Origin of the sequence: Streptomyces cahuitamycinicus (genome assembly GCF_002891435.1) — a bacterium.
In the GTDB taxonomy this organism is placed as follows: domain Bacteria; phylum Actinomycetota; class Actinomycetes; order Streptomycetales; family Streptomycetaceae; genus Streptomyces; species Streptomyces cahuitamycinicus.
Genome location: NZ_POUC01000218.1, coordinates 1 through 13,012, shown reverse-complemented (window position 1 = coordinate 13,012; position 13,012 = coordinate 1). Strand labels below are relative to the sequence as shown.

Annotated in this window: 16 protein-coding genes and 1 pseudogene; 8 read left to right on the top strand and 9 right to left on the bottom strand. The window is 68.4% G+C overall.

Features of this window, described 5'->3' with window-relative positions:
* On the top strand, positions 1-465 hold a 465-nt coding region (locus tag C1J00_RS25755; protein WP_245936503.1), incomplete at its 5' end, for a hypothetical protein.
* 175 nt (positions 466-640) lie between these two features.
* The gene (locus C1J00_RS45465; RefSeq protein ID WP_180989695.1) at positions 641-1,183 is read left to right on the top strand and encodes a hypothetical protein; all 543 of its coding nucleotides are present in this window, start codon (positions 641-643) and stop codon (positions 1,181-1,183) included.
* A gap of 146 nt (positions 1,184-1,329) precedes the next feature.
* Here the strand turns inward: C1J00_RS45465 and C1J00_RS25745 are convergent, their stop codons facing one another.
* The 6 genes from C1J00_RS25745 to C1J00_RS25720 form a co-directional block, all read right to left on the bottom strand.
* Positions 1,330-2,253 carry a hypothetical protein gene (locus tag C1J00_RS25745; RefSeq protein WP_102911427.1) on the bottom strand — a complete coding sequence of 308 codons (924 nt, stop codon included), beginning with the start codon at positions 2,251-2,253 and terminating at the stop codon, positions 1,330-1,332.
* Positions 2,250-3,155 carry a ParA family protein gene (locus C1J00_RS25740; protein ID WP_102911426.1) on the bottom strand — a complete coding sequence of 302 codons (906 nt, stop codon included), beginning with the start codon at positions 3,153-3,155 and terminating at the stop codon, positions 2,250-2,252. Before C1J00_RS25740 ends, C1J00_RS25745 begins: the two co-directional genes overlap by 4 nt.
* Positions 3,156-3,302: 147 nt before the next feature.
* Entirely contained in the window at positions 3,303-4,487 is a 1,185-nt protein-coding gene (locus tag C1J00_RS25735) for a cytochrome P450 family protein (protein WP_102911425.1), read from the bottom strand.
* Positions 4,484-5,776 (bottom strand): MAB_1171c family putative transporter, encoded by a 1,293-nt coding sequence (locus C1J00_RS25730; protein ID WP_102911424.1) that lies wholly within the window; start codon positions 5,774-5,776, stop codon positions 4,484-4,486. Before C1J00_RS25730 ends, C1J00_RS25735 begins: the two co-directional genes overlap by 4 nt.
* A gap of 10 nt (positions 5,777-5,786) precedes the next feature.
* Complete coding sequence (locus C1J00_RS25725; protein ID WP_102911423.1) at positions 5,787-6,311, bottom strand: toxin; 525 nt, start codon at positions 6,309-6,311, stop codon at positions 5,787-5,789.
* A 121-nt stretch (positions 6,312-6,432) separates the two neighbouring features.
* Entirely contained in the window at positions 6,433-6,906 is a 474-nt protein-coding gene (locus C1J00_RS25720; protein WP_102911422.1) for a helix-turn-helix transcriptional regulator, read from the bottom strand.
* A 324-nt stretch (positions 6,907-7,230) separates the two neighbouring features.
* Here C1J00_RS25720 and C1J00_RS25715 point away from each other — a divergent pair, with 324 nt between their 5' ends.
* Positions 7,231-7,701, top strand: a complete 471-nt coding sequence (locus tag C1J00_RS25715; RefSeq protein ID WP_102911421.1) for a hypothetical protein — start codon at positions 7,231-7,233, stop codon at positions 7,699-7,701.
* A 50-nt stretch (positions 7,702-7,751) separates the two neighbouring features.
* Here C1J00_RS25715 and C1J00_RS25710 read toward each other — a convergent pair whose 3' ends face one another.
* Both C1J00_RS25710 and C1J00_RS25705 read right to left on the bottom strand, forming a co-directional pair.
* Positions 7,752-8,069, bottom strand: a complete 318-nt coding sequence (locus C1J00_RS25710; RefSeq protein WP_102911420.1) for a type II toxin-antitoxin system PemK/MazF family toxin — start codon at positions 8,067-8,069, stop codon at positions 7,752-7,754.
* Positions 8,066-8,287 carry a hypothetical protein gene (locus C1J00_RS25705; protein ID WP_102911419.1) on the bottom strand — a complete coding sequence of 74 codons (222 nt, stop codon included), beginning with the start codon at positions 8,285-8,287 and terminating at the stop codon, positions 8,066-8,068. Before C1J00_RS25705 ends, C1J00_RS25710 begins: the two co-directional genes overlap by 4 nt.
* 258 nt (positions 8,288-8,545) lie before the next feature.
* Here C1J00_RS25705 and C1J00_RS25700 point away from each other — a divergent pair, with 258 nt between their 5' ends.
* Positions 8,546-8,854 carry a helix-turn-helix domain-containing protein gene (locus C1J00_RS25700; RefSeq protein ID WP_102911418.1) on the top strand — a complete coding sequence of 103 codons (309 nt, stop codon included), beginning with the start codon at positions 8,546-8,548 and terminating at the stop codon, positions 8,852-8,854.
* Positions 8,851-9,978: a helix-turn-helix domain-containing protein gene (locus C1J00_RS25695; RefSeq protein ID WP_245936502.1), complete on the top strand. Its 1,128-nt coding sequence runs from the start codon at positions 8,851-8,853 to the stop codon at positions 9,976-9,978. Before C1J00_RS25700 ends, C1J00_RS25695 begins: the two co-directional genes overlap by 4 nt.
* Positions 9,979-10,177: 199 nt before the next feature.
* Here the strand turns inward: C1J00_RS25695 and C1J00_RS25690 are convergent, their stop codons facing one another.
* Complete coding sequence (locus C1J00_RS25690) at positions 10,178-10,423, bottom strand: hypothetical protein (protein ID WP_102911417.1); 246 nt, start codon at positions 10,421-10,423, stop codon at positions 10,178-10,180.
* Positions 10,424-10,677: 254 nt separating this feature from the next.
* Here C1J00_RS25690 and C1J00_RS25685 point away from each other — a divergent pair, with 254 nt between their 5' ends.
* The 3 genes and pseudogenes from C1J00_RS25685 to C1J00_RS25675 form a co-directional block, all read left to right on the top strand.
* On the top strand, positions 10,678-11,358 hold the full coding sequence (locus C1J00_RS25685) for an RNA polymerase sigma factor (protein WP_180989694.1): 681 nt from the start codon (positions 10,678-10,680) through the stop codon (positions 11,356-11,358).
* Positions 11,342-11,731, top strand: coding sequence for a hypothetical protein (locus C1J00_RS25680; RefSeq protein ID WP_102911415.1), 390 nt, complete (start codon positions 11,342-11,344; stop codon positions 11,729-11,731). Before C1J00_RS25685 ends, C1J00_RS25680 begins: the two co-directional genes overlap by 17 nt.
* A pseudogene (locus tag C1J00_RS25675) lies at positions 11,728-13,012 on the top strand (hypothetical protein); the annotation flags it as partial. The gene C1J00_RS25680 and the pseudogene C1J00_RS25675, both read left to right, overlap by 4 nt.

Genomic DNA, 13,012 nt, shown 5'->3' with positions numbered 1-13,012 from the left:
CGAAGGAACGCCCCCATGCCCCGTGTCACCCGCTCCCACACGATTCGCCGTCACCTCGTCGACGGGGGGCTCGTCGACCTCCGGCTCACCGAGCAGGAGGAGAAGGCAGGCCCCGACGGACAGGACGCCGACGGGTTTTCCCTGCGGCAGCAGAGGGACACGGGCGGGACGCTCGTCGTCGTCGTCGGCGCGTACGGACCGAACTGGCTCCGGACCCTGGCGGAACTCAGCGGCCGCCTGGAGCAGCGGCACATCAAGTGCACGGTCATCGCCGAGGGGCCCGGTGTTGCCGACCACGAGGTGATGGTGCGGTGGGCGACGTCCGCGGAGCTGCAGGCCCGCGCGGTGGACCAGGCGGCGCGTCAGGCACCGCTCAAGGCCGCCTTGCGGCAGGGCGAGGCACAGCAGCGCGCCGCCGAGGAGCGGCAGGCCCTCGAGGACGCCGGGCAGTTCGGCCTGTTCTGAGCCCCAGTTCGCGGATCCGGCCGGGCGGTGTCAGTACCGCCCGGCACCATGACCCCCATCACCTCGGAATGACAGCACCCCCGCGTGTGACGTCGACTGCTACGACGCCACGGCCGACGCCCCCGGCGCGCACGCCACCCAGTACCACCACTGACACCTTCTGGAAGGACCGACGATGATCACGATGATGCTGCACTTCCCCCACATGGACTGGACCGTGGAGCTGCCCGCCGTGCCGCGGCAGGGAGAGACGCTGTGGTGGAAGGAGGGGAAGTTCACCGTGACCTCGGTGGACTGGCTTCCGGAGCCGGATCGTCCCGGAGACGTGTCCGTCGAGCTGGAACCCTCCGACATGGAGGCGCACAAGGTGATGGAGCAGGAGAAGGCCGAGGCGCGCGCCGAGTCCCAGGCGCTCGCGAAGGCCGAGGGGCTGATGGGGCAGGTCGTCCTCGTGAGCGCCCGCGCCGGCGCCGCGGTGCCCGGCGTGGAGCTGTCCGACCTCGCGGACCAGGGGCGAGAGCTGCGCTTCATGAACGGCCCGCACCCCGAGATCGACCCGTGGTTCAACGAGGTGGGCTACGCCCCTGACCAGCCGGACGAGCTGATCTTCGCGTTCCCCGCGGGAGAGGCCCGGGTGCCGAACGGATACCCGAGCCGCACGTTCGACGTCCCGGCCGCGGACGTGCAGACGATCCGCGAGGCCATCGCGCAGCCCTGACGGCGCCGGCCTGGCGCAGCCGGTCGCGGCCGCCCTGTCCGCCTATGACGGCATGCCCGAACTGCCGTAAGGTGCATCGCAGAACCACCCACTGAGCCCCGGCCACCTCTCATGGCCGGGGCTCAGTGCATTCGCAGTGCGGTGGACTACTTCCGCTTCTTGGCGGCCCTCTCCTCTGCCTTCATGCGCTCGAGGACGGCGTTGAAGACTGTCGGGTCCTTCTCGTCGGCGAACGCCTGCAGGAGGTGGAGCTGCACCTCCGACCGCGGGATACGCCCTCGGTTGAAGACGTTGGCCAGGTCGACAGCCCTCCGATCGACGGCCTGTGTCACCGCGGGCGGGATCGAGGGAGCCGACGCCGGCAGCTCTCCGAGGAGCACGCCCTTGATCGTCTTGGCGAGGACCTCGGGGTCCTCGTCGTCCTCGAGCTGGAGGTCGCCCGGCATGAGCTTGCGGGTCTCCTCCAGGCGCTTGGCGGTGACCTTGTCCTTCCCCCAGGTGTCAGCGACCAGGACGTACACGGCCACCGCGGCGTTCAGGCCGTACGCGTTCCTCACAGGGACGAGTTCGCGGACCTGGCCCGGGTTGGTGTCGTAGTCGCGGGCCATGAGGACTTCGCCGATCGGCCAGGCCGCGCGCCACTGGTTGCACTTGGAGACGCTGATGCCCTTCTCGACCTCGGCCCACTCCTCGATCGTGTTGTAGAAGCGATCGGGTTCGAGCTTGTGGGGCGTCTGGCGGAACAGCCTGCCGGTGGCCACGGTGTCCAGGGATTTGCCCGCCATGAACCACGCGGTCTTGTGGAGCGCGATGCCCTGGTTGCAAAGCTCCAGGCGCTCCAGCTCCTCGGCGGTCAGCTCGCCCTCCCCGGCGGGCTCGACCGGGTCGGGGATCTTGTCCAAGCCGGGCCGGACTTCCTCGACGGCGGCCGCGACGTGGTCGGCGATGAGTGAGGCCTGGGTCTGCTGGCGCTGGGCGTCGCGGGTGCTGTCGACAGCCGTGAGGGTGTCCGCAGCCGTGTCGGGCTCCTCCTCAGCGCCCCAGCCGAGGTCAAATGCCTTCTCGGTCACGCCGCCTTCACCAGCCCTGCGTTGGCCGCGATGGTGCGGAAGAAGTCAGCAGTGTCTGTGCGCGGCCGGAACTGGCAGACGGGCAGGCCCTGGTTACGGCCTTCCTTGATGTCGGCCGACCGCACGGGGACCTCGCCGAGGCAGCGCACCGTGGGGTGGTTCTGCAGCATCTTGTAGACCGCGGCGTCGAAGTGCCCCATCGGCTTCTGGACGCGGCCGATGACCAGGCCTAGGACGTCGAAGTCGTCGCGCTCGGCGCGCTTCATGGCCCGCTTCTGCTGTGCAAGCTGCATCTTGAGGCCTTCCATGGACCACTCATCGACGTCCGTCATGATGATGGCGCCATCGCACCCGACCAGTTGCGAGTCGGTGTCCATGTCCAGCGCAGGACGCTGGTCGACCAGGATGTCGTCGAAGAAGGGCCGCAGCTTGTCGATCATGATCCGGTAGAGGCGCAGGCCGGCGCCCGTGTCGCGCAGGGCGGTCGACAGGCCGGCCATGTCGATGCTGGCCGGGAGGACGTAGATGCCCGGCACCTTGGTCTCACGAATGAGAGGCAGGGGGTCGAGGACGTCGAGGACGACCTTTGCCTGCGTCAGTTCGTTGGGGCCGGGCGGGCGGACCTTGAAGCCGGTGGTCGCGTTGCGCTGCGGGTCGCCGTCGAGGACCAGGACGCGGCGGCCGTATTCGGCGAGGGAGCCGGCCAGTTGGATGGTGGTTGTGGTCTTGCCGACGCCGCCCTTCTGGTTGCAGAACGCGTATACGCGCGCCCGCTCGTCGGGGCTGTGCTCTTCCAGGAACGCGCGGATGCGTTCCTGCCGCTCCTGCTCGGTCTCCTGGGGAGGCTGCTCCCCGCTGGCCCCTTGGGCGCCGATCGTGGGCGCCGTGGTGGTTTCTGTCATGGGAGGGACGATAGTCAGACCGGCGTCTCGAATCGGGCAGCGAGCCCGTATCGGTGCGGGAACCACGCGTGGTAGGGCCCCGCGCGTCACTCGTACGGGGCCCCGGCCGCTTGCACAATTGGGCAAGAAGATCTTGACCGGCTCCGTTCACCAGGTGACCGGCAGCTCCTGCAGGGCGCGCTTGTGGAACGAGGGGACCCACCTCAGCTCGTCGGCGGGCACGCTCAGCCGGAGGGTGGGCAGGCGATCGAGGAGGCTGGTGATCGCCGTCTCGGCCTCCAGCCGTGCGAGGGGGGCGCCGAGGCAGTAGTGGATGCCGTGGCCGAAGCCGAGGTGTGCGGGGGTGCGGCTGGGGTCGAAGCTGTCGGGTGCCTCGAAGTGCGTGCCGTCGCGGTTGGCCGAGAGCAGCGACACCCAGACGCGTCCGCCGGCGGGAATCGTGACGTCGCCGATGGTGAGGTCCTCGAGCGCGAAGCGGCGTACTCCCAGGGTGAAGGGCGTGTTCCAGCGCATAGCCTCCTCGACGTCGCGTACGGGCGTACGGCCGTCGAGGACGGCGTCCAGGTGGTGAGGGTGGAGCAGCAGCGCCAGGACCGCGTTCCCGATGAGGTTCACCGCGTTGTCGTAGCCCGCGAACAGGATCAGGAACGCCATCGCCAGGAGCTCGGGCTCGGTGAGGCTGTCGTGCTCGTCGCGGGCCTCGATCATCGCCGACAAGAGGTCGTCGGTCGGGTGGCTGCGCTTGGCTGTGATGGTGCCGACGAGGAAGCGGTGCATCTCGCGCATCGCGGTCCTGGACTCGGCGGCCGCGTCCGGGGCCGGCGCGAGGAGCGTGTTCGTCCAGGCGCGGAAGTCGTGGCGGGCATTCTGGGGGACGCCGAGGAGTTCGCAGATGACGGCCATCGGCAGCGGGTTGGCCAACGCTGCCATGAGGTCGACGGGCGGGCGGGTGAAGGCGTCCAGCAGCTCCTCGGTGCGGGCCTGGACCCGTTGCCGCAGTCCCTCGATGCGGCGGGCGGTGAAGGCCTTGGAGACCAGGCGGCGCAGCCTCGTGTGGTCGGGCGGGTCCATGTTCAGCAGGTGGGCGTCCAGCTCGGGCGGCATGGACGACTGGTAGCGGCCGGTGGTGTGGGCGTTGGCCTTGTTCAGGGAGAGCCGCGGATCCGCCAGGGCCGCGCGTACGTCCTCGTAGCGGGTGACCAGCCACACGGGGGCCCCGTCGGGCGTGGTCGTTCGGTGGACGGGGCCGGTTTCCCGGAGCTGGGCGTAGGCCCCGTGGGGGTCGCTCATGAGCGTGTCGCCGAAGAGGTTGGGCGTGGGGGTGGTGCTCATCCTCGAAGGGCTCCAGAGTCCTGGGAGTTGCCGGCCTGGGCGCGGGCGATGGCGTCCTCGGTGAGGTCGGAGCGTCCCTGGAAGGCGTCGGCTACGCGGGTCAGCCAGCGTCGCCGGAAGGCGTCGGCTACGCGGATCAGCCAGTCCCGTTCGGCGTCCATGTCGCCGTCGGCGGGGTCGTGGGGGACGGCCTCGGCGTGGTGGGAGTCGTCCCCGGCCTCCATGGCGCGCAGGGCGGCCTTGATCTGGGTGGCTTCGACGAGGGCTTCGACCTTCTTTGCGGGCACCTGCCGGGTCTTGCACAGCTCCCGTGCGCTCTGGGCCACGGCGGGGTTGGTGTAGGGCCAGAGGGCCAGTTGGGCGTCTCGGATCTCGAAGACCAGGCGGCTGACCATGAACGGCAGGTCGTCCTCGCGGAGGGCTCGCCGCGGGTTGTCCGGGTGGATGTGGGGGAGCAGCACCACTTCGGGGAGGGCGTGGGTGAGGGCCTTCCACAGGGGATGGAGCCGCCGGTAGGCGCGGTACTCGCGGAGGCGTTCGCGGGCGTTGTGCAGGCCGACGCCCCAGGCGGGCATGGTGAAGCCGGCCGCGAACAGCCAGGCGGCAACGCTCGCGAACATCGGCGCGACGTGGATGTTGACGAAGTCCAGCGGGGAGGTGCCGAGCATGTCCCAGATCAGGGAGGTGGCCTTGGGCACGCTGTAGCCCAGGCCGAACACGGCCCCGACGGCAACGGTTCGGAGTCCTCGGCGCAGCCACGGCCGGTCGACGGCCTTGGCGTAGCGCCAGCACATGAAGGCCAGGCCGACCATGCCGACGACGAACAGCACCGTGTAGATCAGCAGGAACTCCCTGATGAACGGCGTGTCGGCGTAGTGGACGTCGAAGTCGATGACGCGCTCGCCGTCGCTCACGTCGCCGAGCCAGAACAGGGTGACCATGGAGGCCACGGTGATGACGGCGTAGGTGACCAGGATCCGGTGCCACAACCGGATGCGGTCCTTCGCGGACGACCAGCTCACGAGCAGGGCGAGGAAGGACGTAAGGCAGATGGCCACAGACGTGTAGATGAACAGCGTGGCGATGTTCGTGACACCGAGCGCGCGGTCGATGCGGACGTACATCCACGGCGAGGCGATGACGAACGGTGTGGCGAACGTGGCTATCGCCAGGCACAGCAAGCGGAGTTCGCGGTTGCCCGGGTCACGGGCCAGGTCACGCAGCTTGTAGAAGAACGCGCTCCAGGAGATCACCGCCAGGACGCCGTAGACGAGGTTGAAGAGAAGCATTCAGCCAGTGTTACGCAGGCCCGGAGCGTTCGAGCGAACGTCCGAGGTGGGAGACGAGGTTCCCCATCCCCGGCCCGTGGGGCGACGCCCGGCGCATGGTGCCGGCCTTCAACGGCAACAGCGATGCGATCAGCTCGGCCGCCCTCTCCTCCATGACGGTGTACGTCGTGCGTCCCAGCACGCTCCGCACGAGTCCGGGGGAGAGGGTGGGCATGAGGAGACGCAGCATCTCGTCCGGCATCACCTCGGTCGCCGCGTGCCCGCACAGGCCGTGTGCGATCTCATGGCGGACGATGTGCTCCTGGTGAGCCCGGACCGTGTACTTCTGGTAGCAGATGTAATAGGCATCGTCGGTCGCCACCCACAGCCCGCAGGGCTTTCCCACGCCGGTGGGCAAGGGCACCTCGATGAGCGAGATGGGACGGCCCCAACGCTGCTCCAAGTGGTCGCACAGCGCGTTGACGTCGGCCCCCTCCGGGATGTCCAACTCCTCGACTATCCCGGCGCAGTACCGCCGCAGCTCCTCGTCGTTCATGCCGTCACCGCCTGCGTGGCCGGTTGGCCACTTCCATCTCGTAATAAGCACAGGTCCCCCGTGGTGTTCGTCGCCCGGCCAAGCGGTGGTCGCCCGCCTGTTGTGCCGGGTCTGACGGTGGTCATAACGGCGTAGACGAATCCGGGCCGGGCTTTTCAGGACGGCGCGACGGCATCCGCCGACTCCCCTGCGCCGCCTTGAGTTGCTGGAGGACGGGGACGATCGATTCGACCGCATCGTCCGTCAGGGACGCGATGGTGCGAAGCGCCACCTGGCGCGCACCGGTCTCCTTGAGTGCCCCCAGCAGAGCGACGTCCTTCGCGCCCTCCCCGTCGTCGAGGAAGTACGTCGCCTCCACGCCGAAGACCTCAGCAAGCCGCTTCATCTGGATAAGAGTCGGGTTGTCGCTCTTGCCGGTGCGAAGGTTGCCGATGTAGGTCGGCGACACGCCGATCTTTCTGGCGACTTCCGAGTTGGTCCACGGGCCTCTGTCAGCCGGGTGAACGGTCTTAAAGAGGCGGTCGAGTCTGGCCGCAAATGTGTCCTCCTCCGCGTCGGTCGGCTCATCAGGTCCAGCGGATTCAGCTCCCGTCATGTCACACCTCCCTCATTTCAAGATCATTTTCTGGTCGGAACCTTTGAACTGGGGTGGATCGTATCAGGGGTTTACTTCCATCTCAGTTGACTCATACGGATACACAGAGGCAGAGTGGGGTACCAGAAAGCGACTGGTCCGGCGGTTTCAGGAAACCGCTTACCCGCCGGTAGCACCGAGAGTAGAGGAGCCCCTTTCCCCCTGCGTCGCCACCAAACAGCAACAGTGGCGACAGAACGGTGTCAGTCGTGTGACCGTCCGTCACGCACAGCGCACGCCGTAGTGAGTCGAACTAGTATTCGAGCCTGACGGACGGAGGGATGAATGACGGTCTCCGATGCAACCCCCCACAACCCCATCGTCGCGACGTCGAACGGACGCCTGGCGATACCGGAGGAGCTGCTGACCGAGGAGAGCAGCATCGGCTTCACGATCGGCCCCGAGTACAGCCCCGTCCAGGCGATGGATGCGGCCAACAGCGTGGTGGCCATGTCGCTGCCGAACCTCCTCAAGGGGGTGCCCGACGCCGCGCAAGCGTGTGCCGACGTCCACGCCGTCCTCACAGAGCTGGTCGACATCACCACCCGGCACAGAGCCAGTGCCGATCTGGTCGGCAAGGTCGTATTCGACGGCTTCCATGTCACCGTGTCCGTGGGCGACATGTCCTGCTCCTTGCCCACACCGGAGGTTGAGCCGGGCCTGTACCTGGTGCACGGCACCGCGCAGGAAGTAGGTCAACACGACGGCGACGCCGGCGGCAGGGTGACCTGGGCGGCCGTGGCGGTCCGAAGATGAAGCCGCCCCCGTCCGGGCTGGCCGGCGGGGGCGGAATCCGAGTGTGGCGACTACAGGTCCAGGACGGCCCGGACGGCGCGGCTGACGCGCTCCATGTCCTCGCTGGTGATGTAGCCCTCGAGCTTGCCCTGCTCGAAGCGCTCCGGGCGGAAACCCGAGATGTCGGGTGCCATGACGACACCGATCACCGGGCTTTTGATCGGGACGGTGACGAGCGTGTCCCGCGCGTCCTCGGCTTCCTGAATTAGAGCGCACAGGATGCCGCCCGGGTGCAGCCTGATCACGGCGTTGTTCTCAATGACCAGGACAGTGCGCTCGCGGCCCACAGTGGGGATGCGCCACACCGAACCCCGCTGGATTTCGATCACGCGGCGTCCGCCTCTGCGGCCTCATACAGGTCGTCAGCCGGGTCCAGGGCCCGCAGCCGCGCGTACTCGAGCATCGCGTCGTTGATCAGCTTCTCCTCCAGGGCCTGCTCGACATAGGCGGAGAAGTTGTTGCCGGCCGCGTGCTGAGCCCGGTCCTCGAGGTCGTGGGGCAGCGTGATGCTGACCTTCTTCCTCGCGGGCGTTCGGGGTGTCGTCATGACAGCCATCCTACCGTTGGGAAGACAGAGGTGTAAGGTGTGATCGCCAACACGAAAGTAGCGGCAGACATGCAGAAGGGGCACCAACCTGGCCCGGTCGATGCCCCGACTTCCTACCCGGTTCCTCGCCAAAGGGGGTAGGCACTGCTTTGCACCGAGCATACAGGCAGTTCGGCGCGGACCACTCGATTCGCGCCCCGCCTGTGGTATTCGAGATGCGCAGTTCCTGCCTCTCTGTCTGAACAGAGAGAGTCCAACATGAGTCTTCCCCACCTCGGCCTCGCTCTCGACGCTCCGGCCGACATCAGCCCCACCGAGCGCCTTGTCCTCGTCCTACTCGCCCGCGACGCCGGCCCCGACGGCATCGCCTTCCCGGCCGTCGGCCGACTCGCCTCGGCGGCGAACATCAGCCCGTCGACCGTCGTGCGCACGCTGCGCCGACTGAGGGACCTCCACCTGGTCGAGCGCACCGTCCGCAGCACCACTACAGGTGCGGCCGCGCCCAGCGCGTACCGCGTGACCGTCGACGTCCAGGAAGACGAAGGCACCCAAGGGGGCCCGGCGTGACCATCAAGCACATCTCCATGGTGCTTGAGGCGGAAGGGCTGGACGGACCCGAGAAGCTGCTCCTGATCGCGTACTGCAACAGGACCGACGATCACGGGTACTGCTGGCCCGGTCAGCAGCGCCTCGCCGACGACTGCGGGACGTCCCCGGCGACGGTCAAGCGCGTCAAGAGGAAGCTGGTCGAAAAGAAGCTGATCGCCTCGATGCGCCGCGTCGACCCGAAAACGGGTGAGCCCATCACCAACCTCACGCGCGTGAACCTCGAACTGCTGGCCTCCATGAAGCGGCCGGACAAGGAGTACGACGACAACGTCATCGAACGGCTCACCTTCGACGCTGCCGCTCCGCGGCCGACCAAGAAGAGGAAGGCCCCCCGCGGCTCCGGGAAGGCTCCTGACCAAGTGATGGCTCAAGATGAGCCCGACCCTGTGGACAACCCAGGCACCCCCTCTGACCAGGTGATGGCTCAAGATGAGCCCGGCCCTGGGCTCAAGATGAGCCCGACCCCGGGTCAACCTGAGCCCGGGGAGGTATCCAACTTGAGCCCAGGGAGGGGTCAAGTTGAGCCACTAACCGTCAGTGATCCACCAGAGAACCCTCAGAGAACCGTCCGTCCCTCCGTAGGTTCCACGGACGCCCCGCCCACGGAGGGAAGGACGGACGGCACCAAGCCCGCCCAGGAAGAGATTCAGCTCACCGAGGGAGTGCGGCTCCTGCAGGCACTGGGACAGGAGCGCCCGGAGCTGATGTTGGCGGGCAAGGTGCTGGCCGATCAGGGCCTGGTCGTCGACGAGCTGTTCCGCCTGGGGTGGCAGGTCGAGACACTGTGGCCCTGGCTGGCCCGGCCGCTGCCCCAGCCCTTGAAGAAGACGGTGGGTGCCGTGATCGCGGGCCGGTTGAAGGAGCTGCTCGTCACGCCTGTGCCCGGCCAGCGGCGGGCCTGGGGAGACGGCAGCGCCGACCACTGGGAGACGGAGACCCCGACACCTCGGCAGTACACCGCGAACGTCGTGGTCAAGCGGCACTACGAGTGCGACGGGGACGAAGGGCTGTGCGGCCGCCCGGTGGAAGCCGAGGGGGACCGGTGTCCCCAGCATGCGCGCGCGCCGCAACCGGCGTGGTGACAGCGGCAGGGAACGCCCCTGCCCGCCCCAGCACAGGCAGGGGCGGGCGGCCCGCCGGCGCCCACCTGCCCTCGGCTGGGATCCCTGATAACGGGCCAGGGCGCCCCCTCCTCCTAGGTGCTTTTCGCGCGCGCAAGCCCGGCGCCTGGCGGCGCGGCTGGCAAGGAGGGAGGGGCGCCCTGGCCCGTTATCAAAAAGATCAGGAAGCGTGAGCCGGAGTGGGCTGCACCTCGCGGACCCGCATCACGTAGGTTCCCTCGGGCCTGGCCTTCGTCCGCAAGACGCTGCGGCGCCGGCCCTTGCGCACCGCCGCGGTCAGGACCTCCCCCGACAGCCCTACCTCGCGCAAGCGCTGAGCGGCTTCCTGCATCGGGATCCACGAGCCGTACGGGATCTTCATCCAGAACTCGGCGATGTCGACTGGCCGTGACGCGAGCGTGCTCATCGCGGGGGCGCTCCTTCTCTTCGGGACTAGACGCCCGCCCGGGTGCTCTCCCGGACGCGTCTGCAGGACGGCGAGATTACAGTACAGCCATGAGACTTGAACAACCGACAACCAGTCAGTGACGGGTAAAACGTGGCCGGTTATGCTTCACCTGCGCCATTGCGGAAGACGATCCTCCTGAAATCCCGCCGGATTACTGGTACGTCCTGACGCACGTCAGGCGCGATCACCGGCACATGGGGGGACTCCACGCCGTGACCGACCGCACAGAGACTGTTGACCAGCTCATCGCCATCGCAGCAGCAGGCGGCAACGACGCCGCGGCCGCCATGAGCGCCTTCTACGCGCGTCTCAACGGCACCGTCTTCGGCTGGGTCCGCCAGTACGTACGGGACCCTCACACCGCCGAGGACCTTGCCCAAGAGGTCTGGATCAAAGTGGCGCAGAACGTGGGGCGCTACCGGCCCGGGACGAACCTCATGGGCTGGCTCATGACCATCACGCGCAACACCGTCGTCGACCACCTCCGCGCCGTCCAGCGGCGCCCCACCGAGGTCCTCCACGCCGACCACTTGGCGCTCGACCGGCCGCGGCCGGGCCTCAGCGTCCAGGACCAGGCCGAGCGCCGGCAGCTCGCCGAAGCCATCGCCACCCACATGAACAAGCTCAAGCCGGATCAGCGCACCTGCCTGCGGCTTCGCTTCTTCGACGGGCTCAGCCCAACGGATACTGCTCAGATCATGGGCAAGACGAACGCCGCGGTCCGCACCCTGACGGTACGGTCCTTGCGCCGGCTCGCCCAGATACTCCCCCAGGGAGACTCCTCTGCTGACATGGTGGAGGAGCTACTGACGATCGCAGTGGGCAGAGGGAATGTTGTCGGTGTTCGGGTGCAGACGACACAGGAGAGGGCGCCTCATGTTGCGACGCGCTGACAAGGGAGCCGAGCGCCTCGAGCGTGCTCTCGACGGCGGCCCGGCCCCACACGACTCGGACACCCGCCGCGCCCTGGCGGCCGCGGGCGCCCTGGCCCCCGGCCACACCCGCAATCCAGCCCGGATCGAGCAGACCCACGACGCGATGATGGCGGCCTTCCAACGGACCTTGAACCCGTTGGAGACCCGCGACGACGCCGGCACCGGCGACGGCCTCGACGACACCGACCTTCACCGCCAGGAGATCGACCTCCCCGGCGGCGGCCAGCTCGTACTCTCCGACCTGGAGGAGCTGACCCCCGAACGCATCGAGCAGGCCCTCGAGATGGCGGCCGAGATACTTGAGCAGTCATCGAAGGACCACCAGAGTTGAGCAAACCGCACCCCGAGAAGCTGCAGATCGTCGTCAAGCCGAAGTACCCCACCGACGCCGGGCTGGTGAACGTCAACGGGGTGCGCACCTTGATCCTGCGGCCGCAGACATTCAGCAGCGCAGTGCGGCAGGTACGCACCCTCATCCCGAGCATCCCCCACGAGGCCGCCGAGGAGTTGGTCCGTAAGGAGTGCCCGGAGTTCCCCGACTGGGACGAGTTGTTCGGGCTCACTGATCCCGCCCCGCCGAGCGTTGAGCGGCCGCCGGCGGATCCAGCGGACGAGATCGACAAGGAGCAACCGCGCCGCGAGCGGCGGCGCCAGGCCGTGCTCGTCGCGGCGCTTCTGCCTGCCCTGGCCGCGAGCTGGGCGCTGGGCCGGTACACCACAGCCGACCCTGCGCCCGCTCAAACCAAGGCCAGCGCGCCGGACTCGACGATGGACGCGGCCGGATCCGACGCGGTCACCGCCCCGTTCGACGACCAGAAGTTCGAGTTCTTCGCAGGGTCCAGCCAGATCGTGTGCAACCCGATAAGCACCCTCGAAGCGGAGTGCACCGACGCTGACGGCATGGTGATGTCGACCAAGGCCGCCACCGGTCCGGACTCGACGATCTTTACCTTCTCGTACGGCTCCGAACGCATCGGTCTGCGCATCTTCTACGACGCCGCCTATGCGAAGACGTGGGCGCGTCAGGACGGGTCGCGAGAGCTGTACCCGAACATGCGCGTCCACGGCCGATACGTCCTGTGGGGTACCGATCCCAAGCGGATCGGGGAGTACACAGACCTCCTGCAGCAGGCCGACCGCGGGCCCGGCCCGACTGCGATGGGCGGGGCGACGCCGCTACCGCCGCGGCTGGCAGCTCTCACCCTGGGCACGCTCGGACTGGACCGCGAGCAGGTGAGCCAGATCATCGCCCGGCCCGCGTCGGCAGGGGCGGGCGCCCCCGTCATGGTGGCGGCCCGGCTCGTGCTGGGCCTCGACACAGCACCGCCATTCGTCGCCCCCCGCGGCGATGACATCGTGGCACTCGCCATGGGTATCGGGCCCAAGCCGCCGACTGGTGCGGGTGACGCATCCACGGTGGCCCCGGTGACACAGCCCGTCACGGGCACGCCCGCCCCGCCGACAGCTCCCACGCCTGCCTCACCGACGGCCCCAGCGCCGCAGGCGCCGAGCCAGCCCGCGCCCGCCGAGCCGACGCCCAGCGAGCCGCCCGCCGAGCCCGCGCCCGCCGAGCCGACGCCCAGCCAACCGCCCACCGAGCCGACGCCGAGCC